Genomic DNA, 24,046 nt, shown 5'->3' with positions numbered 1-24,046 from the left:
TCACAGCTCCTTGAGCACGGCGGGTTCGAGCCGGCGGAACGCCCACCAGCCGGCGACCAGCAGCAGCAGGCTGCCGGCGACCGTGGTGGCCAGCAGCCGGGCGTCGGGGAACTCGTCCGGGTACCAGATCGCGTGCTGGAGCTGGAAGATGCCGACCAGCGGGTTGAGCTCGTAGACGACCTTCACCCAGCCCGGCATCCCGGACTCCCGGACCAGGCTCAGCGGGTAGATGATCGGCGTGGCGTAGAAGAGCACCCGGATGATCAGCCGCATGAAGCGCTCGACGTCGCGCATCAGCACGTTGACCGCCGAGAGCAGCAGCGACAGCCCGACCAGCAGGGTGGCCTGCACCAGCACGGCCAGCGGCAGGGCGAGCAGCGACCAGCCGGGGTGGATCCTGCCGTGCGCGGCGTAGACGGCGGCGACGGCGAAGAGGATGGGCAGGCCGGCGACGTACTCGGCGAACCGGCCGGTGACCCGGCCGATCGGAAAGACCTGCCGGGGCACGTTCATCGTGGTGATCAGGCGGGACTGCCCGGTCAGCGCGTTGGTCGCCTCGCTCAGCGCCGAACTGGTCCACATCCAGGCGAAGATCCCGGTGATCAGGAAGAGCGGGTACGACTCGGCGGCCTGCCCGAGGTGCCGCTCGGTGTCGCCGGAGTAGAGCACGCCGAAGACGAAGAAGTAGATCGCACCCATGCCCAGCGGCTCGATCAGCGACCAGAAGTAACCGAGCACCGACTGCTGGTACTTCACCGCGAGGTCCCGCTTGACCAGGATCCGCAGCGAGTTGCGGTGCGACCACAACGCCGCGACGCCAGCGGTCACCGTCGCCTCCCGCCTCCCAGGACGGACGACAGGTTAGCAGTCGGTGAACGAACGCCCCTCAGCACTCGATCACGTTGACGGCCAGGCCGCCGCGCGCCGTCTCCTTGTACTTGACCTTCATGTCGGCGCCCGTCTCCCGCATGGTCTTGATGACCTTGTCCAGCGAGACGGCGTGCACCCCGTCCCCACGCAGCGCCAACCGGGCGGCGGTGATCGCCTTGATGCTAGCCACCGCGTTCCGCTCGATGCACGGGATCTGCACCAGCCCACCGACGGGGTCGCAGGTCAGCCCGAGGTTGTGCTCCATGCCGATCTCCGCGGCGTTCTCCACCTGCGCCGGCGTGCCACCGAGGGCCTCGGCCAGCCCGCCGGCGGCCATCGAGCAGGCCGAGCCGACCTCGCCCTGGCAGCCGACCTCGGCGCCGGAGATCGAGGCGTTCTCCTTGAACAGCACGCCGATCGCGCCGGCGGCCAGCAGGAAGCGGACCACCCCGTCCTCGTCGGCGCCCGGGGTGAACCGGGTGTAGTAGTGCAGCACCGCCGGGATGATGCCGGCCGCGCCGTTGGTCGGGGCGGTCACCACCCGACCGCCGGCGGCGTTCTCCTCGTTGACGGCGAGGGCGAAGAGCGTCACCCAGTCCATCGCGCGCAGCGGGTCGGTGGAGTCGGTCTCCGCCTCCAGGCTCCGACGCAGCTCGGCGGCGCGGCGGCGGACCTTCAGCCCACCGGGGAGGACGCCGTCGTGCTCGCAGCCGGCCGCCACGCACTCCCGCATCACCCGCCAGATCTCCAGCAGGCCGGCCCGCACGTCGGCCTCGCTGCGCCAGGAGCACTCGTTGGCCAGCATCACCTCGCTGATCGACAGCCCGGTCGCGGCGGTCACGTCGAGCAGCTCGGCACCGGTGTAGAAGGGGTACCGCACCCGGGTCGTGTCGGGCTTGATCCGGTCCGCCCCGGCGGCCGCCTCGTCCACCACGAACCCGCCGCCCACCGAGTAGTAGGTACGGGCCCTGACCTGCGCCCCGGCGGCGTCGTAGGCCGCGAAGGTCATCCCGTTCGGGTGGTACGGCAGCGACCGGCGGCGGTGCAGCACCAGGTCGCGGTCCGGGTCGAAGTCGATCTCCTGCACGCCGAGCAGGTGCAGCCGGCCCTCGGCGCGGATCGCGGCGACCCGGGGGCCGACGGTGTCGGTGTCGACCGTCTCCGGCGCCTCGCCCTCCAGCCCGAGCAGCACGGCCCGGTCGCTGCCGTGGCCGTGCCCGGTGGCGCCGAGCGACCCGAACAGCTCGGCCTGGACCCGGACGACGTCGGCGAGCAGCCCGTCGCCCTTCAACCCGGCGACGAACGTCCGCGCGGCCCGCATCGGGCCCACGGTGTGCGAGCTGGACGGCCCGATGCCGACGCTGAAAAGGTCGAAAACACTGATCATGGCTGCACTTTCCTCGCCGTCGCGCCCGGTGGTGCCGGGTCCGACCCGGGTTCCGCCCGCCGAGGTCTCCGGCGGCCGTCGGCACCGCCCGGGGTGGTGGGCGGCATCCGACCGGCGAGCCTACCCGCCCGCCGCACCTCCCGCCCTTCCGCCGCAGGTGACGACACATCCCGGGTGGTGCGTCGGGCGGGAGCGGCGCGGGTAACCACCTACGGGTACGGGGCCGCCGGATCCGTCTTCCGACGGAGGGCGCGGTGGCCACCCCTTCCTACCGTTGGTTCCAGAGCGGCGGATCGCCGCAGAGTGGGAGTACGACGATGAGTCGCAAACTGGTCCGGCCCCGCGAGGGGCGCATGCTCGCCGGCGTCTGCGCCGGCCTGGCCCGCCGGTTCAACACCTCGGCGTTCATGATCCGGCTGCTGTTCCTGCTGTCGCTGCTGCTGCCCGGCACCCAGGTGATCGTCTACCTGGTGCTCTGGGTGCTGATGCCGAACGAGGACCGCGCCGCCACCCGCTACTGACCTCCCCCCACGGCAGCGCCCGCCCCGACATCTCGGGGCGGGCGCTGCCGGTCTCGGGTCAGGGGGCGGCGTAGGTGACGGTGACGTTCTCGTAGCCGAGCGAGCGGAGCAGGCCCTCCAGCATCTTGCGGGTGTTCTCCTCGGCGCGCTGGGTCAGCCCGCTGTCGCGCGCCGCCGCGGTGATCCGTTCCTCGGCGAGCTGGTAGACCTGCTGCTGCCGGTTCGGGTCACCGTTGACCAGCTCGCCGAGCCGGTTGAGCAGGCCGCGCTCCTCGGCGAAGACGTAGCTCTTCTGCAGGTCGAGGTTGGTCTTGCCGAGCTGCGGCGCCGGCAGCTTGATCTCGACCGACTTGCCGTCGGCGGACTCGACCACCGCCCCCTCGGAGATCTTGGTGAAGTCGACGTACGCCTCCACGCTGCCCGCCCCGACGAAGAGGGTCCGCTGGTTGAGCAGGAACTCGGGCACGTTGTTGCGGTCGTGCTGCAGGTCGACGACGACCTGGAAGTTGCCCTCGGCGGCGACGTAGCGGCTGAGGTCCTGGATCGACTTGAGCAGCGGCGGCTGGCTGCGGTCGGTCTGCTCCTTGGCGAAGGGGTTGCGGAAGTCGGGGAAGATCCCGGTCGCCTGGGCGCCGAGCAGCACCACCACCGCCAGCGCCGCCGCGCCCAGCACCATGAGCAGGCCCCGGGTGGGCCCGCCGGAGGGTGCCGACCCGCCCGGCCGCGGCGGGGAGGTGTCGTCCGACCGGGCCGGAAGGGTGTCGGCGGTCGGGTAGCCGGGGAACTCCCTGGTGGGCTCGTTGATGTCACCGTCGCGGGCCATGGCCCTCACCGTCCTCGTCAGACACGTCGTCTAGCGATGACGGTACGTGCCGGATACGACACCCGCGCGTCGAGCGACCCGATCGGGTGAAGCGCCGCTCAGGCGAAGGCGGAGACCCCGGTCAGCTTCTGCCCGATGACCAGCTGATGGATCTCCGAGGTGCCCTCGTAGGTCAGCACGCTCTCCAGGTTGTTGGCGTGCCGCATCACCGGGTACTCGCCCGAGACGCCGTTCGCACCGAGGATCGTCCGGCACTGGCGGGCGATCGCCAGCGCCTCCCGCACGTTGTTCAGCTTGCCCACGCTGACCTGCTCCGGGCGCAGCTTCCCGGCGTCGGCGAGCCGGCCCAGGTGCAGCGCCAGCAGGTAGCCCTTGTTCCACTCGACGGCCATGTCGGCGAGCTTGGCCTGGGTGAGCTGGAAGCCGGCCAGCGGCCGGCCGAACTGGGTCCGGGTGGTCGCGTAGTCCAGCGCCGTCGACAGGCAGTCGCGGGCCGCACCGAGCGCGCCCCAGACGATGCCGTGGCGGGCCTCGGTCAGGCAGCTCAGCGGGGCCTTCAGCCCGATCGCCCCGGGCAGCTGGGCGTCCGCCGGCAGCCGGACGTCGTCGAGGGCGATCTCGCCGGTCAGCGAGGCGCGCAGCGACATCTTCTGCCGGATCTCGCGCGCCGTCACCCCCGGCGTGTCCATCGGTACGGCGAAACCGCGTACCCCCTCGTCGGTGCGCGCCCAGATCACGCCGACCTCGGCGATCGGCGCGTTGGTGATCCACATCTTGGCGCCGTTGAGCACCCAGTCGTCGCCGTCGCGGCGGGCCCGGGTGGCCATCGAGGCCGGGTCGGAGCCGTGGTCGGGCTCGGTCAGGCCGAAGCAGCCGATCGCCTCGCCGGCAGCCATCGCCGGCAGCCAGCGCTGCTTCTGCTCCTCGCTGCCGTAGCGCCAGATGGCGTACATGGCGAGCGAGCCCTGCACCGAGACCAGCGAGCGGATGCCGGAGTCGCCGGCCTCCAACTCCAGGCAGGCCAGCCCGTACGCGACCGCCGAGGCGCCGGCGCAGCCGTACCCGGTCAGGTGCATGCCGAGCAGGCCGAGCTTGCCGAACTCCCGGGCCAGCTCGCGGGCCGGCACCTGGCCCTGCTCGTACCAGTCGGCGACGTGCGGGCGTACCCGGTCGTCGACGAGCTGGCGCACGACGGCGCGGATCTGCCGCTCCTCCTCGCTGAGCGAGGCATCCACGTCGAGCAGGTCCAGGGGTGCGGTCATGGGGCCACCTTAACGAGTCGTCAGGAGGGCGTCATCCCTCCTGGCCGCCCAGCACCAGCACCCGGGCGTGGATCTGGTTGCGCTGCTGCAACGCCGCGCGCAGCGCGCGGTGCAGCCCGTCCTCCAGGTAGAGCCCGCCGTTCCACTGCACGACGTGCGGGAAGAGGTCGCCGTAGAAGGTCGAGTCCTCGGCGAGGAGCTTGTCCAGCGCCAGCTCCCGCTTGGTGGTGATGAGCTGGTCCAGCCGCAGCGGGCGCGGCGGGATCTCCGCCCACTGCTTGAGCGTGAAGTTGTGCTCCGGGTACGGACGCCCGTCCCGGACCGCTCTGAAGATCACGGCACGCTCCCCTCCCCGTGGCCGGGCCGACCGACGGCGCGGAGCCGGGTCACGCCGTGGTGCCGCGCGGTGCGGCACCGATGACCGTGCCAGCCTAACCGCCTCCGCCACACTGCGTTTTACTCCCTCATGTCGGTTTCACTACCGCCGATACCCTCCCGGGACCGCATGAACCACGCTCAACTCCACCGGCCGCGCCGGACCACCTCGCCGACCGGCCGACGCCCCCGACGCAGGGACGGTGACCGATGGTCGGGCGCTCGGTAACCCACGGTCACCGCGCCGATCGGCTGGTACTCCTCGGGCACCCCGAACGCCTCCCGGTAGGCGTCCAGCCGCTGCGGCGGGATGCCGAAGAAGCAGGCTCCCAGCCCCTCGTCGACGGCGGTGAGCAGCATGAGCAGCGCGGCGAAGCCGGTGTCGACGTACCAGTAGGGCACCGGCCAGCGTTCCGCCGCCCGGTCCGCCCAGCCCTTGTCCGGCTCGGCGTACCGCTCCAGGTAGGCGGAGCGGTTGGCGTGCGGCACCACGATCAGCGGGGCTCGGCGCATCCCGGCCAGCCAGCGCTCCCGGCCGCCGCCGCCCGGGGTGGCCGCCGTCCAGAACCGCTCCCGGTCCTCCGGGGTCTCCAGCACCAGGAAGCCCCAGCCCTGCGCGAACCCGGCCGACGGCGCCCGCACCGCGTGGTCGAGCAGCCGGTCCACCACGTCCGGCGGGACGGGACGGTCCGGGTCGTAGTTGCGCACCATCCGCCGTCGCCGGACGACCTCGCCGAACTCCATGTCCCCGCCGCTCAGACGCCGGGCCGCAGGCCCCAGGCGCCCTGCCAGGTGCCGCCGGGCTTCAGCGTGATCAGGTCCTTGCCGGAGCGGAACGCGTCCGCCGGGCAGGTCATCGGCTCCACCGCCACCGACCGCCGGTGCCGCTGACCGGTCAGCGTGTCCCCGGTGAAGACCTGCCACCAACCGAACTCCCGGTCCGCCCAGATCTGCACCGTGGCGGAGCCGTCGGGGGCGGCCAGGGTCACCGCCGTGCCCCCGTCGGCGTCCCGCACCAGGTCACCGAAGGCCAGGTCGAGCACCGCGTCGCCGATCGGGCGGGGCTCGGTGAAGTCGTACTCGGTGCCGGCCACCGGCGTGGCGGCGATGGGGAGCAGGCGGCCGTCCAGCAGCACCCGGATCCGCCCCGGTACGCGCAGCGACACCTCGTCCACCGGTACGCCGGGCAGCCGCAGGTAGGGGTGCATCGAGTAGCCGTACGGCGCCTCCTCCGCGCCGAGGTTCGTCGCCTCGTGCTCGACCCGCAGGCCGTCCGCGCCGACGCTCCACCGGTTCCGCAGCCGCAGCGGCCACGGGTAGCCCGGGGTCGGCGGCAGGTCGTACCCGACGGTGACCGCGTCGGCGGACTGCTCGACCAGGTGCCACGACACCCAGCTGACCAGGCCGTGGATCGCGTTCCGCCGGGCCGGCTCGCTCAGATCGAGCTGCAACGCGCGCTCCCCGAAGGTGTACTGCCCGTCGCGGATCCGGTTCGGCCAGGGCGCCAGCACGTGCCCGGCCGATCCGGGGCAGATCTCGTCGACGGCGTACCCGTCGACGTAGTCCACGCCGTCGTGCCGGTACGACCGCAGCCCACCGCCGACCTCGACGATGACCGCCTCGTGGCCGTCGGCGGCAATGGTCCACTGTGTCCCGGACGGCGGGCGGGTTCCGGCCTTCTCCATGTCTGGCGACCTTAGTCGTCCGCCCCCGCCCCCGTCGGACCTGCCGAGCCGCTTCCCGCCCAGCGGTCGCCCGGCCCGCCGCGACCCGCCAGCGGCGGACGGTTCAGTCCCGGTCGGCGACCCGCCGCGACCCGCCCGCCGGCGAAGGCCGGTTCAGTCCCGGTCGGCGGCCGGGGTGGCCCGGTAGCGCAGCAGCGCCGGGAAGACCACCACCAGCGCGACGGCGAGCACCGCGGAGACCAGGCCCCCGCCCACCCAGGCCACGCCGGTGCCGAACCCGGCCGCCACCGCACCGGCGCGCAGGTCGCCCAGGCGCGGCCCGCCGGCGATGACCACCGTGTTGACGCCCTGGAGCCGCCCGCGCATCCGGTCCGGCGCGTAGACCAGCAGCATCGACTGCCGGAGCACCGCGCTGACCAGGTCGGACGCCCCGGCCAGGGCGAGCAGCAGCACGACCAGCCAGAGCTGGCGGGCCAGCCCGGCCGCGGCCACCGCGAGGCCCCAGCCGACCACCGCCACCACCAGCACCAGGCCCTGCCGGCGGAGCCGGCCGATCCAGCCGGAGGTGAGCCCACCGAGCATCGCGCCGAGCGAGATCGCGCCGTACAGCCAGCCGACGGCCGCGCCGCCGCCGAACCGTTCCTGGGCCACCTCGGGGAAGAGCGCCCGGGGCATGGCCAGGATCATCGCGATCAGGTCGATGGCGAACGAGAGCATCAGCACCGGCGTGGTGGCCAGGTAGCGGAGCCCGTCGACGATGCTGGCCAGGCCGGCCTTGCGGGGGCTGCCGTCGCCGTCCGGGTCCGGCTCGGGCGGCAGCGCCGGCATCCGTACGGTCGCCCAGACGGCGGCGGTGAACAGGACCATGTCCAGGCCGTACGCGATCGGCAGCGCGACGTCCGTCCGCCAGCTCGCGAGGATCAGCCCGGCCAGCAGCGGCCCGGCCACCGACGCGGCGGTGTACGTGGTGAAGTTCAGCGTGCTGGCGGCGGGCACCAGCTCGGCCGGGACGAGCCGGGGAAGGCTCGCCGTGCGGGCCGCCCCGCTGACCGCGAAGCCGACCGACTGGAGCGCCACCAGGGCCAGCAGCAGCACCGGGCTGCCCACCCGGAGCACCGCCTGGAGCAGCAGCGCCAGCATCGACGCCCAGAGCAGCGCCTGACTGACCAGCAGCACGCCCCGCCGGTCCCGGGCGTCGGCGACCGCCCCGCCCCAGAGCCCGAAGACCAGCAGCGGCAGGAACGCGGCCACGCCGAGCAGGCCGACCCAGAACGAGTCCCGGGTCAGCGCGTACATCTCCACCGGCACGGCCACCGCCGTGAACTGGAATCCGAGCATGGCGATGCCGCCGCCGAGCCAGATCCGCCGGAACTCCGGCACCGCCAGCGGACGCAGGTCGATCGCCCAGCGGCGCGCCCCGCGCGGCCGGGTCTCCTTGGTCGCGGTCACGGAGCCAACCGCTCCACGACCCAGTCGCCGCCGTCGGCACGGCGGAACCGCAGCCGGTCGTGCAGCCGGCTCACCCGGCCCTGCCAGAACTCCACCGACTCGGGCCGGACCCGGAAGCCGCCCCAGTGCGGCGGCGCGGGGATCTGCGCCACGTCGGCGAAGCGCGCCACCACCGCCTCGTACGCCTCGTCCAGCGCCGCCCGGTCGGGGATCACCCGGGACTGGGCGCTGGCCCAGGCCCCGAGCTGCGACCCGCGCGGCCGGCTGGCGAAGTACGCCTCGGTCTCCGCCCGGTCGACCCGCTCCACCGAACCGGCGATGACCACCTGCCGCTGCATCGGGAACCAGGGGAAGACCAGGCTGGCGTGCGGGTTGGCGGTCGCCTCGCCGCCCTTGCGGGAGGTGTAGTTGGTGTAGAAGACGAAGCCCTCCGGGTCGTAGCCCTTGAGCAGCACGGTGCGGCCGCTGGGGCGGCCGGCGGCGTCGGCGGTGCCGACGACCATCGCGTTCGGCTCGGGCAGCCCGGCGGCGACCGCGTCGGCGAACCAGCGGTCGAACTGGGTGTACCAGTCCGCGGCCAGATCGGCCTCGGAAAGGCCCAGGTCGGCGGCGTACTCGTTACGCATGGCCGCCGGCGGTGGTGTGTCGCCCGTCACGTCGCTTCTCCATTTCGTGGCGGCGCCCGCGTCCCCCGACGCTGGCCAGCCCCCACGAAAGAGTGTCACCGAGGGCGTGACGGCCTCCACCGGCGGGGATGTCATGTGCGGCACAGTCGCAGCGGGTCGCGCACTTGGTTACCGAGCAGGCAAGATGTCACGAAACCATCCCTGAGGGTCGCCTAAGGTCTGGGCCGGACTGAGCCCGCGCGGGCGCACCGAGCCGGAAGCCAGGAGACGACATGTCTGACTTCAAACCGGGCCTGGAGGGCGTCGTAGCCTTCGAGACCGAGATCGCCGAACCGGACCGCGAGGGTGGCGCGCTGCGCTACCGCGGCGTCGACATCGAGGATCTGATCGGCCAGGTCTCCTTCGGCAACGTCTGGGCGCTGCTGGTCGACGGGCGGTTCGGCCCGGGCCTGCCGCCGGCGGAGCCGTTCCCGGTGCCGGTGCACTCCGGCGACATCCGCGTCGACGTGCAGTCCGCGGTCGCCATGCTGGCCCCGTACTGGGGGCTCGACCAGCTGCTGGACATCTCCGACGAGCAGGCCCGCGAGGACCTGGCCCGGGTCTCGGTGACCGCGCTGTCCTTCGTCGCCCAGTCGGCCCGCGGCCTCGGCCTGCCCGCCGTGCCGCAGAAGGAGATCGACAAGGCCGAGACGATCGTCGAGCGCTTCATGAAGCGCTGGCGCGGCGAGCCCGACCCGAGGCACGTCAAGGCCGTCGACGCGTACTTCATCTCGGCCGCCGAGCACGGCCTGAACGCCTCCACCTTCACCACCCGGATCGTCGCCTCCACCGGCGCCGACGCCGCGGCCTGCATCTCCTCCGGCATCGGCGCCCTCTCCGGCCCGCTGCACGGCGGCGCCCCGAGCCGGGTGCTGAGCATGCTGGAGGCCGTCGAGCGCAGCGGCGACGCCGAGGGGTACGTCAAAGGCGTCCTCGACCGTGGCGAGCGGTTGATGGGCTTCGGCCACCGGGTCTACCGGGCCGAGGACCCGCGCGCCCGCGTGCTGCGCCGGACCGCCAAGGAGCTGGGCGCGCCGCGCTTCGAGATCGCCGAGGCGCTGGAGAAGGCCGCGCTGGCCGAGCTCCAGGCCCGCCGCCCGGACCGGGTGCTCGCCACCAACGTCGAGTTCTGGTCGGCCGTGGTGCTGGACTTCGCCGAGGTGCCCGCGCACATGTTCACCTCGATGTTCACCTGCGCCCGGATGGGCGGCTGGAGCGCGCACATCCTGGAGCAGAAGAAGCTCCAGCGGCTGGTCCGGCCGTCCGCCCGCTACGTCGGCCCCCGCCCCCGCAAGCCGCAGGAGGTCGAGGGCTGGGACGCCATCCCGCACGGCGTCTGACCCGCGTACCCCCGGAACCCCCGCCCACCCGCCGGGCGGGGGTTCCGCCGTTTCCGCGCCCCGGCCGGCCTCGGCACTGACGTTGGCGTCGGCTCGCCATGTCGGCGACATGGCGGTATCCGAGCCGCCGCGACACCGCCACATCGCCGACACGGAGTCGATCTAGCGGTCGGCCGACCGGCCGGTACGTCCGCCCGGCCGCACCCGCCGCTCTGTGGCGTACGCCTCAGGAGCCGGCGTGGGACCGACGGCGATGGCGCCGGGGCGAAGTGCGAGGATGAAGGCTCGGCAGTGCCGCCGGACCGGGCTGGAGATCCCGGCCGCCCGTGCGTCCGCGCACGCGTCCGCCGCAGGTCCCCGCCCGGTGAAGGGCCCGCCCTCGCCCATGCGGAAGGATCTCGACAACCGTGGCTGACGCACCGACCATCCGGATTCCCGACGACATCAAGCCCGCCGACGGACGGTTCGGCTGCGGGCCGTCCAAGGTCCGTCCGGCAGCCGTCTCCGCTCTCGCGGACGTGGCCACCAGCTACCTGGGCACCTCGCACCGGCAGAAGACCGTCCGCGACGAGGTGGCCCGCCTGCGCCGGGGGATCGCCGAGTTCTTCTCCCTCCCCGAGGGCTACGAGGTGATCATCGGCAACGGTGGCACCACCGCCTTCTGGGAGGTCGCCACCTTCGGCCTGGTCCGCGACCGCGCCCAGTTCGCCAGCTTCGGCGAGTTCGGCGCGAAGTTCGCCAAGTCGGTCGCGGACGCGCCGTTCCTCGGCGAGCCGACGGTCCGCAAGTCCGCGGCGGGTACCGCGCCGACGCTGGTCGCCGAGGCGGGCGTGGACGTCTACGCCACCCCGCACAACGAGACCTCCACCGGCGTCGCGGTGCCGATCAGCCGGGTGCCCGGCGCCGACCCCGGCTCGCTGCTGCTGGTCGACGCCACCTCGGGCGCGGGCGGCCTGGAGGTCAACGTCGGCGAGACCGACGTCTACTACTTCGCGCCGCAGAAGTGCTTCGGCTCCGACGGTGGCCTCTGGCTGGCCCTGATGTCGCCGGCCGCGCTGGAGCGGGCCACCGAGATCAAGGCGTCCGGCCGCTACATCCCGGCCTTCCTCGACCTGGTCACCGCGATCGACAACTCGCGGCTGGAGCAGACGTACAACACGCCGGCGCTGGCCACCATCTTCCTGGCGGCCGAGCAGACCGACTGGATGAACTCGCAGGGCGGGCTGGCCTGGGCGGCCAAGCGCACCGCCGAGAGCGCGGGCATCGTGTACGGCTGGGCCGAGCGCTCCGACGTGGCCACGCCGTTCGTCGCCGACCCGGCGCTGCGCTCCAACGTGGTCGCCACGATCGACTTCGCCGACGGGGTGGACGCCTCGGCGATCGCCAAGGTGCTGCGCGCCAACGGCATCGTGGACACCGAGCCGTACCGGAAGCTGGGCCGCAACCAGCTCCGCGTCGCGCTCTTCCCGGCGGTCGAGCCGGCCGACGTGGAGGCGCTGACCGCCTCCATCGACTACGTGGTGGATCGGCTCCAGTAGACAGTCACGGTGGGTGGTCGACGAGGCTCCATTGACCACCCACCGTGATCATCGTCGCAGCTCAGTCGCGACATGCGGGTGTCGCATCCCCCACCTTCGGGTAGAGGAGCGTACGGTGGTCCGAGGACGCCCGGGTGGCCGGCTCGTGGCGTGACGGCCAGCGAAGCGGGACGGAGGCAACGCCATGCGCCCAGTACGCTTCGTCGCCCTCTCCGAGGACGGCCAGGCTCTGGTGCTCGCCGACGAGGTCGGGCGCCTGCTCGCCCTCCCCATCGACGAACGCATCGCCACGGTGCTGCACGCCGAGCCCGGCGCGGCGCCGCTCGCGGTGGTGCCCACCGCGGCCGACCCGACGCCGTCACTCTCCCCGCGGGACATCCAGGCCCGGATTCGCTCCGGCGAGTCCGCCGAGGACGTCGCCCGCATCGCGGGTGTCCCGGTCGACCGGGTGCTGCGCTACGCCGGCCCGGTGCTCCAGGAGCGGGCCATGCTCGCCCAGCACGCCCGGCGCACCCGGCTCAAGGGCGCGGAGAAGCCGACCCCGCTGGCCGAGGTGGTCAACGGCCGGCTGGCCCAGCACGGGATAGACACCGAGAAGATCTCCTGGGACGCGTACCGGCGCGACGACGGCACCTGGCGGATCATCGCCACCTGGCCGTCGGGCAAGGCCACCGCGCAGGCGGTCTGGGACCTCGACAAGCTGCGACAGAACGTCACCCCGCACGACGACATGGCGCAGTATCTGTGCGCCGAGCGTCCGACGCCGATCCTCGGCCAGGAGCCGGCGCCGGAGCGGGGTGGGCACGCGCTGCCCGGCCCGTCGCGCGGCGAGCCGAGCCGGGGCGGGCACGGCCTGCCGGCGGCCGGCGAGCACAGCCGTCCGGGGCGGGACCCGATCCGGGCCGGGCGGGACGCCCTGCTCGCCTCCCTCGACCGGCCGCTCGGCGGCACCTCGGGTCGCGGGCTCGACCCGCGTTCCCCGGCCGCGCTGGCCGGCGCCGACGCACCCCGGCAGCGGGCCGTCGGCGGGGGCGCGGCGGCACTGCTCGGCGGCGGTCAGGGTTCGGCGTTCGACGACGACTCGGACGCGCCGAAGGAGGTCCCGGCCGTACCGTCGCTGGCGGTGCTCCGGCCCCGCCGCACGGGTTCGGCGGCGGCCGCCGGCGGCGAGTCGACCGACGCCTCCGGCAAGCCGCGCAAGCGGCTGCCGAGCTGGGACGACGTCCTCTTCGGCACCGGCCCGGCGGCCCGCGAGTCCTCCTGATCCATCGGCCACCCTGGTAGCGAGGCACTCTAAGTGCCCGCGTGCCAGGGTGGACCCATGGAGTACACGAATCTGGGACGCACCGGTCTGTCGGTGAGCCGGCTCTGCCTCGGCACGATGAACTTCGGGCCGCAGACCACCGAGCCGGACAGCTTCGCCATCATGGACCGGGCGCTGGAACACGGCATCAACTTCTTCGACACCGCCAACGTGTACGGCTGGCAGACCGGTGAGGGCATCACCGAGCAGATCATCGGCCGCTGGTTCGCCCAGGGCGGCGGCCGGCGCGACAAGGTGGTCCTCGCCACCAAGGTCTACGGCAAGATGGGCGACTGGCCCAACGAGCAGGGCCTGAGCGCCCGGCACATCATCCGGGCCTGCGAGGACTCGCTGCGCCGGCTCCAGACCGACGTGATCGACCTGTACCAGATGCACCACGTCTCCCGGAGCACGCCGTGGGAGGAGATCTGGCAGGCGATGGAGACCCTGGTCGCCCAGGGCAAGGTGATCTACGTCGGATCGTCCAACTTCGCCGGTTGGCACATCGCCCAGGCGCAGGCCGCGGCGGGTCGGCGCAACTTCCTCGGTCTGGTCGCCGAGCAGTCCATCTACAACCTGCTCACCCGGCACGTCGAGCTGGAGGTGATCCCCGCCGCGCAGCACTACGGGCTGGGCGTCATTCCCTGGTCGCCGCTGCACGGCGGCCTGCTCAGCGGGGTCCTGCGCAAGATGGCCGAGGGTGGTGCCGCGCGGGGTGCCAGCGGGCGCTCCGCCGACGCGCTGGCCGAGCACCGGACGACCATCGAGGCGTACGAGAAGCTCTGCGCGGACCTCGGGCACGACCCGGCCGACGTGGCGCTGGGCTGGCTGCTCTCCCGGCCCGGGGTGACCGCCCCGATCATCGGCCCGCGCACCGTGGACCAGCTCGACCGGAGCCTGGGCGCGTTGACCGTCGACATCGACGATGCGACGGAGAAGCGCCTCGACGAGCTGTTCCCGCCGGTCGGCAACGGCGGCCCCGGCCCGGAGGCCTGGGCCTGGTGACCCACCCCTGACGCGCCGGCTGCGTGAGGCGCGAGCTCCGCACCGGTTGCGGCGTGTCGCGGTCATCCGGGGACCGGACACCGCGACACGCCGCATGTCGGGCCTGCCCGAGGGCCGGGGCCCGGTCAGAGCGGCCAGGCGGCGAGCCGGTCGTACGTCGGCTGGGGGCCGGGGTGGCTGCGGACCAGCACCAGCTCGGTCGCCGGCCACTCCGGCCCCTCGTAGCCACCGAGCGCGGCCCGGTCGGCCTCCACGTCGGCATCGTCGATCCGGTCGCCCGGGCGGGCGATCGTGAGGTGCGGACGGAACGGCTTCTCGTCGTGCGGGAGGCGGTTGCGGCGCAGCCCCATCCGGATCAACCGGCCCAGCACGTGCAGCGCCTCGACGTCGCCGAGCAGGTCAACCCAGAGCACGGTGAAGCGGCCCCGGCCGAACCGGCCGCCCCCGCCGAGTCGGAGCCGGGGTGCGCCGACGCGCGACGCGCGGGACGTCTCGGCGGCGAGCCCGAGGGTGCTCTCCACGTCCACCAGGCGGTCCGCTTCCACGTCGCCGAGGAAAGCGAGCGTGACGTGCAGGTTCGCCGGGTCGGCGAGGCGTACGTTGATGCCGGCGGCGGAGGCGGCCCCGATCCGCAGCTCGGCGAGCCGGTCGGTCAGGTGAGCGACCGCGGCGGGCGGCGGGTACACCGCGACGAAGAGTCTCACGCCCGCCGGTGACGGGGTCGGCGGCCGGCGGCGGCGGCCGGCAGCCCCAGCCCCGCCTGGGCGAGCAGTCCTTCGACCCGGACCCGCTCGATCTCCCGGTCCACGCCCTCCAGCTCGGTGAGGTGCTCGGTGATCGCCAGCGCCCGGCAGGCGGCCCGGAGCCGGTCGTCGTACGCGTCGATGACCGAGGCGTGCCAGACCACCGAGCGGCCGCGGGCGGCGAGCCGGTGCCCGCCGAGGCGGCGCAGGTCGGCGGCGATGCGTTCCAGGGGTTGTCGGTCGACCCGGTCGAGCTGGGTCAGGTCGATGTCGCGGGTGAGGGCGTCCGCCTCGATCGCCCGGTCCAGCCGGGCGATGGTGCGACGCTCGCGTCGCCCGTCGCGCCACTCGGCCCAGCCGCAGGCCACCCGGTCGAAGATCTCGTCGAGGCAGAAGAGCAGGGCGAACGCCGCCGGCAGACATGCCACGGCGAGGATCGCCAGTACCAGCGTCAGTGCGCCACCGCCTGCCACATATCGACGCTAAGGCCGATGCCCGGCTCCCGCCACCGGATTGCCGGTATCCGGACGCGAAACCGGCCCGCCTTTTCCCGGGTGGCGGGGGCGGGCCGGCGGCGCGTCGGTCAGCAGTCGGGCGACGAGACCACGTAGAAGCGGGGCATGGGCAGCACCCGGAAGCGCAGTCGGGCGCCGGAGCGGCGCAGCTGCCAGGTGAGCGCGAGCAGGGCGGTGGCCAGCGAGATCAGGCCGCCGATCCAGATGCTCGCCCCGGCGCCGTAGGTCTCGGCGACCCAGCCGATCAGCGGGGCGCCGACCGGGTTGGTGCCGAGGAAGACCAGCACCCAGAGCGCCATGACCCGGCCCCGGAAGGCGGCGTCGACGCCGAGCTGGACCCGCTGGTTGGCGGCCTGGGCGAAGAAGACCATGAAGAAGCCGGTGGGCAGCAGCAGCGCCACCACCAGCCAGTACGCCGGCGCCAGCCCGACCAGGGTGCCGAAGACGGCACAGCCGACCGCCGCGCCGAGCACCACCCAGACCGAGGGGCGGCTGCGCCGCCCGGTGCCGGCCAGCGCCCCGACCAGGGCCCCGATCGCCAGCGCGGTGCTGAACAGGCCGAACGAGGCGGCACCGGTACGGAACACCGTCTTGGCCAGCGCGGCCAGGGTGAGCTGGAAGTTGAACAGGGTCATCCCGACCACCGACATCACCGCCATCGGCAGCAGCAGGTCGGGGCGGCGGAAGACGTACCGCAGCCCGTCGACGACCTTGGCCGAGTCGCGCTCGCCGACCGGCGGGAGATCCTTGCGGTGCAGTTCGGCGGGGCGCATCCGTACCACGGTGGCCAGCGGGGCGATCGAGCTGACCGCGGTGAAGAGGAACACCGGGCCGACGTCGAAGGCGGCGATGGCCAGGCCGGCCACGGCCGGGCCCACGATCCGCGCCGAGTTGAACACCGCCGCGTTGAGCGAGAGCGCGTTGGGCAGCAGGGACATCCCGACCAGTTCGGAGACGAACGCCTGCCGGACCGGGGTCTCGACGGCGTTCGCGACGCCGAGCAGGGCGGCGAAGGCGAAGACGTGCCAGAGCTGGACCAGGTCGGTGAGAACCAGCACGCTCATCCCGAGCGCGAGGACCGTCCAGAAGGCGTTGGCGACGAAGAGCAGCAGTCGCTTGTCGTACCGGTCGGCGAGGCGGCCGGAGAGCAGGGTGAGCAGCAGCACCGGGGTGAACTGGAGTGCCGTCACCACGCCGAGCGCGGTGGCGGAGTCGTCGGAGAGCTCGAGGACGAGCCAGTCCTGGGCGATGAACATCATCCAGACGCCGATCAGCTTGATCAGCTGCCCGGATGCGAATAGCCGGTAGTTACGGACCTGTAGGGACTGGAACATCGTCGTCAGCTTCGCCTGCACTCTTGGTGCGCCTCCTCGGTGGTACGCCTCATCCACGACGGACGGTGCGGACCCCGAGGTACGGGTGCGGTCAGGCTCTGGCGAGCTGCTGGAGGATCTCCGCGGCCCGCCGCAGCGTGTCGCGTTCGTCCTCCGTGAGCGCGGCGAGCCGGCTGGCCAGCCACTCGTTGCGGGCCCGCTCGAACTGTTCGAGCACGGCCCGGCCCCCTTCGGTCGCCGCCAGGATGACCTGACGACCGTCGGTCGGGTGGGGGGTGCGCTGCACGAGGCCGCGCTCCTCCAACTTCGCGACGATCTTGGTCATGGTCGGTGGCTGCACCCGTTCGACGTCGGCCAGTTCCCGGGGCGTCAGCGCGCCCGCCAGCTTGAGGCTGGTGAGCGCGGAGAGCTGGGTGACCGTCAGGTCGCCGACCGGCCGGGCCTGTCGGACCCGCCGGTTGAGTCGGGTGATCGCATCACGCAGCTGAGGGGCCAGCTGCGCCGGTGGCACGCGTTTCGCCGTCACCGTCCGCTCCGTCACAGTAGTTAGCATAACTAATGAGCCTGGCTAACGACACGCGATATGACCATGCTCACGAGGGGTTTGTGCTGCTCCGGGCCGGGTATCCGGTTTCGGCCCCGGCCCGGAGCGCGTCGAGCTACAGCACTGCGGCCTCGATCGGCCCGCGCAGGAAGTAGAGCACGAACAGCGCGGCCACCCCGTAGAGGAGTGGGTGGATGTCCCGCGCCTTCCCCTTGGCCAGCTTCAGCACCACGTAGCTGATGATGCCGGCGCCGATGCCGTTGGAGATCGAGTACGTGAACGGCATGAAGGTGATGGTGAGGAACGCCGGGATGGCGATCTCGTAGTCGGTCCAGTCGATGGTGCGCACCGCGGTCATCATCAGGAAGCCGACCACCACCAGCGCCGTCGAGGCCGCCTCGAAGGGCACCACCACCGACAGCGGCGCCAGGAACATCGCCAGCAGGAACAGGGCGCCGGTGACCAGGTTGGCCACGCCGGTCCGGGCGCCCTCCCCCACACCGGCGGCGCTCTCGATGTACGACGTGTTGCTGGAGACGCTCGCCGCGCCACCGGCCGCCGCGGCGATCGAGTCGACCAGCAGGATCTCCTTGGCTCGCGGCGGGGTGCCCCGCTCGTCGAGCATGTCCCCCTCCTGGCCGATCGCCACCATCGTGCCCATGGTGTCGAAGAAGTCGGTGATCAGCAGGGTGAAGACGAACATCAGCGGCACCAGCCAGCCGGCGCGGCTCCACGAGTCCAGCACGTTGAAGTTGCCGAGCAGCGACAGGTCCGGCACGTCCACGATCTGCTTGGGCAGCTCCGGCACGTTCAGCGACCAGCCCTTGGGGTTGGGCTTGCCGTTGACGAAGGACGGCCCGACGTTGGCGACCGCCTCCACGATGATCGCCAGCACGGTCGAGGCCAGGATGCCGATCAGGATCGCGCCGCGCACCCGGCGTACCACCAGCACCAGGGTCAGCAGCAGGCCGACCACGAAGACCAGCATCGGCCAGCTGACGATCTTGCCGTTGATGCCCAGGCCCACCGGCACGGTGGTGTTGGCCACGTCCGGGATCCGCCGGACGAAGCCGGCGTCGACCAGGCCGATGATGGTGAGGAAGAGGCCGATGCCGACGCCGATGGCCGTCTTCAGCTGGGTGGGGACCGAGCGGAAGACCGCGGTACGCAGGCCGGTGAGGACCAGCACCGCGATGATCACACCCTCGATCACCACCAGGCCCATCGCGTCCGCCCAGGTCATCTCCGGAGCGATCTCGTACGCGACCAGCGCGTTCACGCCCAGACCGGCGGCCAGCGCCATCGGGAATCGTCCGACGACGCCCATCAGCATCGTCATCAGGCCGGCGACCAGGGCGGTCGCGGCGGCCAGTGCGGGGATCGAGAGCTTCTTGCCGTCACCATCGACGGCGCCGCCCAGGATCAGCGGGTTCAAGACCACGATGTACGCCATCGTGAAGAAGGTCGCCAGACCACCCCGTACCTCGCGGCTCATCGTCGAACCACGGGCGGAGATCTCGAAGAACCGGTCGAAACCGGTGCGGGGGTGGGCGGGATCGGGTGGAGTGCCGTTGTCCGGCGGCGCAATGGCCATCAGGTCCCTCGCAGGTGATCTTCCGTTGTCGCGCGCATCGTCCCAGATCACGGGCCGGCAGGAAAAGTTGATCGCGTACGCTTTCCCCCGTGCCACAGGAGCAAGCGCCGCGGCCCGAGCCGCTCGACCCGCCGATGGTCCCGTTCGCGGTCGCCGGGCTGATCGCCTGGGCGGTCGTCGGCCTCGTCCTGCTGGTCTTCTTCCGGGGCTGGCTCACCGAGCACGGGCACCAGAACTGGCTCTGGACCTGCCTGGCCGGTTTCCTGTGGGGCTTTCCCGGTCTGGCCGTGATGATGCGGCACGACGCCAACCGGCGCCGCCGTCGCGAATCGTCCCCGCGGGACTGACCGTCAGGAGTGGCCGTACGGCTCCGCCGGCTCGGCCGTCTCCACCGACCCGGGCGCGCGACTGACCGACATGGCCTCCACCGCGCTGTCGTCGTAGACCGTGGGCATCTCGTCGACCGGGGACTCCGCCGCCTCGACCAGCGCCTCGGAGTGCGCGCCACAGCCGTGGTCGGCGCTGACCACCCGGCCGTCGTCCGGGGCGTAGAAGTTGCCGCAGGCGCCGAAGGCCTGCCGCATCGCGCCGGCCAGCGGCAGGTAGAAGCCGCAGGTGCCGCAGCGGGCGGCGGCGGGCGCCGCCACCGAGATCGGCGCGGACGGGCCGTGGTCGCCCTCGTACCAGCGCTCGGCGGCCTCGGAACGCCCCTCGCGGGACAGCACCCGGGGCCGGCCGAGGCCGAGCTCCCAGGAGACCTCCTCGACCGCCGGGTCGTCGGAGAGCAGGTAGCCCGGGGCGAGTCGCTCGTCGTCCGGCGCGGTGGGCAGCAGGTCGCCCGGGCCGAGGTCGCCCGGCTTGAGCCGCTCCTGCCAGGGCAGCCAGCCCGGGGCGAGCAGGGCGTCGGAGCCCGGCAGCAGCACGGTCTCGCAGACCGTGACGTGCTTGCTGCGCGGCACCCGGGTCACGGTGACCGCCCACCGCCAGCCGCGATAGCCGGCGAGCCGGCACTCGAAGTAGTGCGTGACGACCCGGTCGCCCTCGGCGACGGCGCGCAGGTGATCACCGACGTCGGAGGGCTCCACCTCGGTGATGGCGTCGCGCGCCACGTCGACGGCGGCGGCGCAGACCTGGTCGAGGCGGGCGGCGCGGGTGGAGGCGGGCCTGGTCACCCGTCCATTGTTCCCCATGCGCGTCGCCGCCTGACAGGGACTCCCCGATGACGTCTTCCCCAGGTGGCGCGACGGGCGTGGATCAGATGGGCGAGGATGGTGCACATGCCGCTCTCCTCCCGCTCCGGGCGGTCCGTCCTCGGCCGGACCGTCGGCACGGGCATCCGCTCCGTACGTCTGCTGTTCCGCGGATCACTGCGCGGCGGACGCTGGATGACCCGCCGTGCGGGATCGGCGCGGGCCCGGGGAGCCGGCGGTGAGGTCGGCATGGTCCGCCTCTTCGACCTGCACGCGGTCTCCTGCGCCGGTGACACGCTGATCGCGATCGGCCTGGCCGGGACGATCTTCTTCGACGTCCCGCTCGGCGAGGCGCGCAGCAAGGTCGCGCTCTACCTGCTGGTCACGATGGTGCCGTTCGCCATGCTGGCGCCGGTGGTCGGCCCGTTGCTCGACCACTTCCGGCACGGCCGCCGGTACGCCCTGGCCACCACCATGCTCGGCCGGGCGTTCCTGGCCTGGTTGATCTCGGACTACATCGGCGGCCTCGGGCTCTACCCGGCCGCGTTCGGCGTGCTCGCGCTCTCCCGGGCGTACGGGGTGGCCCGCTCGGCGGCCGTGCCCCGGTTGCTGCCCGAGGGGCTCGGCCTCTCCCAGGTGGGTGCCCGGGCCAGCGTCTACGGCACGGTGGCCGGCGCGCTGGTGGCGCCGATCGGGCTGGCCGCGTTCTGGTTCGGGCCGCAGTGGCCGCTGCGGGTGGCCTCGGTGATCTTCCTGGTCGGCATGGTGATCGCGCTGCGGTTGCCACCGAAGGCGGACTCCGAGCCGCCGGAGCGGGTGCCCCGACCGTGGCGCGGGCTGGACCCCGACCGGGACCGGCCCCTCGGCCGGGGCCGCCCGGCCGGCCGCCTGGTGATCGCCACCCTGATCGGCGCGGCGGCACCGCGCGCGCTCTACGGCTTCCTGCTGCTCTTCCTCGCGTTCGCGCTCAAGAAGGGCGACCTGGACACCGACTTCTTCGGGCGCGAACTCAACAGCCAGGCGGCGCTGGGCCTGGTCGGCGGGGCGCTGGCGGTGGGTGGCTTCCTGGCCACCGCGCTCGGCACCCGCCTGCGCATCCACCGGCCCGCCGCGATCCAGTCGAGCAGCATGGTCATCGTGGCCGGCGTGGCCGTCCTGGCCACGGTGAAGTTCTCCCTGCCGATGGTGGCGGTGCTCTGCCTGGTCGCCGCGCTGACCAGCGGAATCTCCAAACTGGCCGTGGACGCCTCGATCCAGGAGCGGATCCCGGAACGGCTGCGGGCCAGTTCCTTCGCCCACTCGGAGACCGCGTTGATGCTGGCCTTCGTGGCCGGCGGCGGTCTCGGCCTGGTCCCCTTCGAGGGGCAGGTCGGCATCGCGGTCGCCGCCGGGGTGGGCGTGCTCGCCGCCGTCCGGGGCATCGTGGTCGCCGGTCGACTGCGGGGCGAACGGCTGATCGGCCGCCCGCTCACCGACGAGGAACTCGCCGACCACGACGTGCCGGAGGACGCGGCGGGCAGCGCGCCGGACTCAGAGCGGCCGGACAGCCCGGACCGCGGCCGGACCGGGCCGGCCCACGAGCCGCGCGACGCCGGTCGCGACCGACCCGGACCGACCCATGAGCCGCACACCGCCGGTCGGGCTCGGCCCGGGCCGAGCCATGAGCCGTACACCGCCGGTCGGCCCGATCACGACGCGGCGGCGGACGCCGCCACGGCGGCCGCCGCCCAGGCCGCGCCGACCTCACCGGCACCGACCGGCCACCGCTCCCCCGACACCAACGGCGACGACGCCGGGCTGGCGCCGCCCGGGTACCACATCTACCGGCCGTCCTCCGCCGTGGCGCGTCCCGGCGGGGCGGACGACGACCAGCGGCGGCAGTCGCCGGGGTCGGTGTCGTGACGGGTCTGCTGGTGCTGACCGCCGTGCCGGCCGAGGCGGAGGCGGTCCGGGCCGGCCTCACCGATCCGACGGTGACCGTACGGCCGGTCGGGGTGGGGCCGGCGGTGGCCGGTGCCGCCACCGCGCGGCTGCTGACGCTGGCCGAGGCGGCGGGTCGCCCGTACCGGGCGGTGGTGAGCGCCGGGATCGGCGGTGGCTTCGCCGGCCGGGTGGCGGTCGGCGCGACGGTCCTCGGCACCCGCAGCGTGGCGGCGGACCTGGGCGCGGAGTCACCGGAGGGGTTCATCCCGGTCGACGAGCTGGGCATGCCGCCGGAGCTGCTGGGTGGCGGTCCGACCGTCGATGCCGACCCCGAGCTGCTGGCCGCCCTGTGCGCGGCGCTTCCCGAGGCGGTCGTCGGCGCGGTGCTGACCGTCAGCACGGTGACCGGCACGGCCGCGAGCACCCGCGCCCTCGCCGACCGTCACCCAGACGCCGTGGCCGAGGCCATGGAGGGGTACGGCGTGGCGGTGGCCGCCGCGCACGCCGGCCTGCCCTTCGCCGAGCTGCGCACCGTCTCCAACCCGATCGGCCCCCGCGACCGGGGGTCGTGGCGGATGCGGGAGGCGTTCACCGCCCTCACGGCAGCGGCCCGGGCCCTGAGCTGACGGGCCGGTCCAGCCGGAGCGCTTCGGGCCGGCCGGCCTGCAGGCGGTAGCCGCAGGCGAGCAGAAAGGCGATCCCGCCGCACTCGGCGATCGCGTGGACCGTGGTGACGCCGACCCGGTCCATCTCCGTGACAAGCATGTCGAGCAGCCAACGGCCGATCCCGAGCCCACGGTGTTCGGCGGCGACCAGCACGCCGTCGAGCAGCAGCTCCCGCCGATCGCCGAGGTCGTAGCCCAGCAGCAGGTCCACGCTGCGCTCGTGCGCCCGAAGTTCGCCGACCAACTCGCCGTCGGGCAGCTCCGCGACCAGTCGCCAGGACGTCGCCGGCAGCTCGTCCCGGCCGACGCGCCGTACCTGGACCTCGCGCCGGACCCGTTCCCGGCGACGGCTCCTGTCCCGGCGTTCCCGGTTCCGCTCGTAGGTGACGGCGGGCAACGGCGCCGGCCATCGCTCGGGCGGCAGGTCGTAAAACCGCGCCCACCAGGCGCCCGGCCAGTCCTTCGGCTCCCGCACCTCACGGGCGTCCAGGTGCGCGGGGCAGTGCCGCCCCGCGCCATCGCGTAGCTCCTCGTGCGGCACGGCCGGCAACGCGCCGTCCCGTAGCTCCTCGTGCGGCACGGCCGACAACGCGCCCTCCCTCACCTCGCCGCCATTCGCGCCACCTGCGGAGCGGCCCGGGCCGCCCACGGGTGCACCATCGGCCGCCAACGAGATGCCGAGCCGGCCGGACGCCGCTCGGACGAGTTGCTCGACCGTGCGGAACCTCGGGTCGGTCGTCCGCCCCGACTCGATCCGCGCGATGGTGGCCTGCGGCACCCCCGACTGCTCGGCCAGCTCCCGCTGGCTCAGATCGGCCTGCCGGCGCAGCGCCCGCAGCGCCGCGCCTAGGTCGACCGAGGGTGTCCGCTCCGTCACCGCACCATGCTCGACCGCGCGGCCTCCCGTTTTCAACAGCCCACCGGAACCTGTGGAAAACCCTGTGGACAACGCTCGGAGCTGGGGACAAGGGCCCCGGAGAGTCGCTACCAACCTGATGACGTGGATGACTCACCCTTCCGTCGCGTTTTTGCGGCCGACGGCGGCCCCGGGGCACCCGGCACCGACACGGCCAAGTGCGCTTCTCTCACCCGGGCTGGCAAGCCGGCAGCTGTCCACTCCCGCACTGGCAGCCAGGGCGTCGATCACCGCCCGCCGCGACGTCGCCCTGGCGGCGCGGACTCGGCTGGGAGGTGCCGGCGCTACGCGGTGTTCCCGGACCGTCGTGCCGGTGATTCGTCCACGTCATCAGATTGGTAGCGATACACGCACACCTCACGTCCCCCGTCGGGGAGGGCCGCGGGGAGGCCGGGCGGG

General features: G+C 73.2%; 23 protein-coding genes and 1 pseudogene. 8 read left to right on the top strand and 16 right to left on the bottom strand.

Annotated features, from left to right (window positions below):
- Positions 1-828, bottom strand: coding sequence for an ABC transporter permease (locus tag ACTWM8_RS02915; RefSeq protein ID WP_446212441.1), 828 nt, complete (start codon positions 826-828; stop codon positions 1-3).
- A 58-nt stretch (positions 829-886) separates the two neighbouring features.
- On the bottom strand, positions 887-2,257 hold the full coding sequence (locus ACTWM8_RS02910) for an L-serine ammonia-lyase (RefSeq protein ID WP_446212440.1): 1,371 nt from the start codon (positions 2,255-2,257) through the stop codon (positions 887-889).
- Positions 2,258-2,574: 317 nt separating this feature from the next.
- Here ACTWM8_RS02910 and ACTWM8_RS02905 point away from each other — a divergent pair, with 317 nt between their 5' ends.
- A complete protein-coding gene (locus ACTWM8_RS02905) occupies positions 2,575-2,778 on the top strand; it encodes a PspC domain-containing protein (protein WP_154940064.1) in 204 nt (67 codons plus the stop codon).
- Positions 2,779-2,836: 58 nt separating this feature from the next.
- Here the strand turns inward: ACTWM8_RS02905 and ACTWM8_RS02900 are convergent, their stop codons facing one another.
- The 7 genes from ACTWM8_RS02900 to pdxH all read right to left on the bottom strand — a co-directional run bounded on the left by ACTWM8_RS02900 (position 2,837) and on the right by pdxH (position 8,998).
- Positions 2,837-3,601, bottom strand: a complete 765-nt coding sequence (locus ACTWM8_RS02900) for a DUF4230 domain-containing protein (RefSeq protein WP_446212439.1) — start codon at positions 3,599-3,601, stop codon at positions 2,837-2,839.
- A 98-nt stretch (positions 3,602-3,699) separates the two neighbouring features.
- Positions 3,700-4,863 (bottom strand): acyl-CoA dehydrogenase family protein, encoded by a 1,164-nt coding sequence (locus ACTWM8_RS02895; RefSeq protein ID WP_377604989.1) that lies wholly within the window; start codon positions 4,861-4,863, stop codon positions 3,700-3,702.
- Positions 4,864-4,894: 31 nt separating this feature from the next.
- Positions 4,895-5,200, bottom strand: a complete 306-nt coding sequence (locus ACTWM8_RS02890; RefSeq protein WP_154940070.1) for a type II toxin-antitoxin system VapB family antitoxin — start codon at positions 5,198-5,200, stop codon at positions 4,895-4,897.
- A 179-nt stretch (positions 5,201-5,379) separates the two neighbouring features.
- Positions 5,380-5,982 carry a nitroreductase family protein gene (locus tag ACTWM8_RS02885; protein WP_334572712.1) on the bottom strand — a complete coding sequence of 201 codons (603 nt, stop codon included), beginning with the start codon at positions 5,980-5,982 and terminating at the stop codon, positions 5,380-5,382.
- An 11-nt stretch (positions 5,983-5,993) separates the two neighbouring features.
- The gene (locus ACTWM8_RS02880) at positions 5,994-6,923 is read right to left on the bottom strand and encodes an aldose 1-epimerase family protein (RefSeq protein ID WP_446212438.1); all 930 of its coding nucleotides are present in this window, start codon (positions 6,921-6,923) and stop codon (positions 5,994-5,996) included.
- A gap of 153 nt (positions 6,924-7,076) precedes the next feature.
- Positions 7,077-8,372: an MFS transporter gene (locus ACTWM8_RS02875; protein ID WP_446212437.1), complete on the bottom strand. Its 1,296-nt coding sequence runs from the start codon at positions 8,370-8,372 to the stop codon at positions 7,077-7,079.
- Positions 8,369-8,998 (bottom strand): pyridoxamine 5'-phosphate oxidase, encoded by a 630-nt coding sequence (pdxH, locus tag ACTWM8_RS02870; protein ID WP_446214447.1) that lies wholly within the window; start codon positions 8,996-8,998, stop codon positions 8,369-8,371. The genes ACTWM8_RS02875 and pdxH overlap by 4 nt, the downstream gene beginning before the upstream one ends.
- A gap of 272 nt (positions 8,999-9,270) precedes the next feature.
- Between pdxH and ACTWM8_RS02865 the strand changes: the two genes are divergently transcribed.
- The 4 genes from ACTWM8_RS02865 (at position 9,271) to ACTWM8_RS02850 (ending at position 14,223) form a co-directional block, all read left to right on the top strand.
- Positions 9,271-10,377, top strand: coding sequence for a citrate synthase 2 (locus tag ACTWM8_RS02865; RefSeq protein WP_446212436.1), 1,107 nt, complete (start codon positions 9,271-9,273; stop codon positions 10,375-10,377).
- Positions 10,378-10,784: 407 nt separating this feature from the next.
- Positions 10,785-11,915, top strand: a complete 1,131-nt coding sequence (gene serC, locus ACTWM8_RS02860; RefSeq protein ID WP_446212435.1) for a phosphoserine transaminase — start codon at positions 10,785-10,787, stop codon at positions 11,913-11,915.
- Positions 11,916-12,099: 184 nt separating this feature from the next.
- Entirely contained in the window at positions 12,100-13,179 is a 1,080-nt protein-coding gene (gene sepH / locus ACTWM8_RS02855) for a septation protein SepH (protein ID WP_446212434.1), read from the top strand.
- Positions 13,180-13,236: 57 nt separating this feature from the next.
- A complete protein-coding gene (locus tag ACTWM8_RS02850; protein WP_446212433.1) occupies positions 13,237-14,223 on the top strand; it encodes an aldo/keto reductase in 987 nt (328 codons plus the stop codon).
- Between the two features lie 125 nt (positions 14,224-14,348).
- Here ACTWM8_RS02850 and thpR read toward each other — a convergent pair whose 3' ends face one another.
- The 5 genes from thpR to ACTWM8_RS02825 form a co-directional block, all read right to left on the bottom strand.
- On the bottom strand, positions 14,349-14,927 hold the full coding sequence (gene thpR, locus ACTWM8_RS02845) for an RNA 2',3'-cyclic phosphodiesterase (protein ID WP_446212432.1): 579 nt from the start codon (positions 14,925-14,927) through the stop codon (positions 14,349-14,351).
- On the bottom strand, positions 14,924-15,439 hold the full coding sequence (locus ACTWM8_RS02840; protein WP_446212431.1) for a hypothetical protein: 516 nt from the start codon (positions 15,437-15,439) through the stop codon (positions 14,924-14,926). The genes thpR and ACTWM8_RS02840 overlap by 4 nt, the downstream gene beginning before the upstream one ends.
- Before the next feature lie 110 nt (positions 15,440-15,549).
- Positions 15,550-16,836: an MFS transporter gene (locus ACTWM8_RS02835; RefSeq protein ID WP_446212430.1), complete on the bottom strand. Its 1,287-nt coding sequence runs from the start codon at positions 16,834-16,836 to the stop codon at positions 15,550-15,552.
- A 70-nt stretch (positions 16,837-16,906) separates the two neighbouring features.
- A complete protein-coding gene (locus tag ACTWM8_RS02830; RefSeq protein ID WP_446212429.1) occupies positions 16,907-17,356 on the bottom strand; it encodes a MarR family winged helix-turn-helix transcriptional regulator in 450 nt (149 codons plus the stop codon).
- Positions 17,357-17,474: 118 nt separating this feature from the next.
- Complete coding sequence (locus tag ACTWM8_RS02825) at positions 17,475-18,953, bottom strand: NCS2 family permease (protein WP_446212428.1); 1,479 nt, start codon at positions 18,951-18,953, stop codon at positions 17,475-17,477.
- A 134-nt stretch (positions 18,954-19,087) separates the two neighbouring features.
- Here ACTWM8_RS02825 and ACTWM8_RS02820 point away from each other — a divergent pair, with 134 nt between their 5' ends.
- Positions 19,088-19,300 (top strand): DUF2530 domain-containing protein, encoded by a 213-nt coding sequence (locus tag ACTWM8_RS02820; RefSeq protein WP_218896793.1) that lies wholly within the window; start codon positions 19,088-19,090, stop codon positions 19,298-19,300.
- A gap of 3 nt (positions 19,301-19,303) precedes the next feature.
- Here ACTWM8_RS02820 and ACTWM8_RS02815 read toward each other — a convergent pair whose 3' ends face one another.
- Entirely contained in the window at positions 19,304-20,143 is an 840-nt protein-coding gene (locus ACTWM8_RS02815) for a DUF3027 domain-containing protein (protein ID WP_446212427.1), read from the bottom strand.
- An 87-nt stretch (positions 20,144-20,230) separates the two neighbouring features.
- Between ACTWM8_RS02815 and ACTWM8_RS02810 the strand changes: the two are divergent.
- Positions 20,231-21,694: pseudogene (locus ACTWM8_RS02810) on the top strand (MFS transporter); the annotation flags it as partial.
- 347 nt (positions 21,695-22,041) lie between these two features.
- Positions 22,042-22,692 (top strand): futalosine hydrolase, encoded by a 651-nt coding sequence (locus ACTWM8_RS02805; RefSeq protein ID WP_446212426.1) that lies wholly within the window; start codon positions 22,042-22,044, stop codon positions 22,690-22,692.
- Here the strand turns inward: ACTWM8_RS02805 and ACTWM8_RS02800 are convergent.
- Complete coding sequence (locus ACTWM8_RS02800; protein ID WP_446212425.1) at positions 22,664-23,608, bottom strand: GNAT family N-acetyltransferase; 945 nt, start codon at positions 23,606-23,608, stop codon at positions 22,664-22,666. The two genes, ACTWM8_RS02805 and ACTWM8_RS02800, sit on opposite strands and share 29 nt — an antisense overlap.
- Positions 23,609-24,046 lie beyond the last annotated feature (438 nt).

It is taken from the genome of Micromonospora sp. IBSANI012 (assembly GCF_052814045.1).
Note: the sequence above shows the minus strand (reverse complement) of the source record. Positions and strands in the feature narration are given on the sequence as shown.

Coding starts and splice junctions, on each gene's coding strand:
- ACTWM8_RS02910 (WP_446212440.1), bottom strand. CDS start 2,257: ATGATCAGTGTTTTCGACCTTTTCAGCGTCGGCATCGGGCCGTCCAGC.
- ACTWM8_RS02905 (WP_154940064.1), top strand. CDS start 2,575: ATGAGTCGCAAACTGGTCCGGCCCCGCGAGGGGCGCATGCTCGCCGGC.
- ACTWM8_RS02900 (WP_446212439.1), bottom strand. CDS start 3,601: ATGGCCCGCGACGGTGACATCAACGAGCCCACCAGGGAGTTCCCCGGC.
- ACTWM8_RS02895 (WP_377604989.1), bottom strand. CDS start 4,863: ATGACCGCACCCCTGGACCTGCTCGACGTGGATGCCTCGCTCAGCGAG.
- ACTWM8_RS02885 (WP_334572712.1), bottom strand. CDS start 5,982: ATGGAGTTCGGCGAGGTCGTCCGGCGACGGCGGATGGTGCGCAACTAC.
- ACTWM8_RS02880 (WP_446212438.1), bottom strand. CDS start 6,923: ATGGAGAAGGCCGGAACCCGCCCGCCGTCCGGGACACAGTGGACCATT.
- pdxH (WP_446214447.1), bottom strand. CDS start 8,998: ATGCGTAACGAGTACGCCGCCGACCTGGGCCTTTCCGAGGCCGATCTG.
- ACTWM8_RS02865 (WP_446212436.1), top strand. CDS start 9,271: ATGTCTGACTTCAAACCGGGCCTGGAGGGCGTCGTAGCCTTCGAGACC.
- sepH (WP_446212434.1), top strand. CDS start 12,100: ATGCGCCCAGTACGCTTCGTCGCCCTCTCCGAGGACGGCCAGGCTCTG.
- ACTWM8_RS02850 (WP_446212433.1), top strand. CDS start 13,237: ATGGAGTACACGAATCTGGGACGCACCGGTCTGTCGGTGAGCCGGCTC.
- ACTWM8_RS02825 (WP_446212428.1), bottom strand. CDS start 18,953: ATGGCCATTGCGCCGCCGGACAACGGCACTCCACCCGATCCCGCCCAC.
- ACTWM8_RS02820 (WP_218896793.1), top strand. CDS start 19,088: ATGGTCCCGTTCGCGGTCGCCGGGCTGATCGCCTGGGCGGTCGTCGGC.
- ACTWM8_RS02815 (WP_446212427.1), bottom strand. CDS start 20,143: ATGGGGAACAATGGACGGGTGACCAGGCCCGCCTCCACCCGCGCCGCC.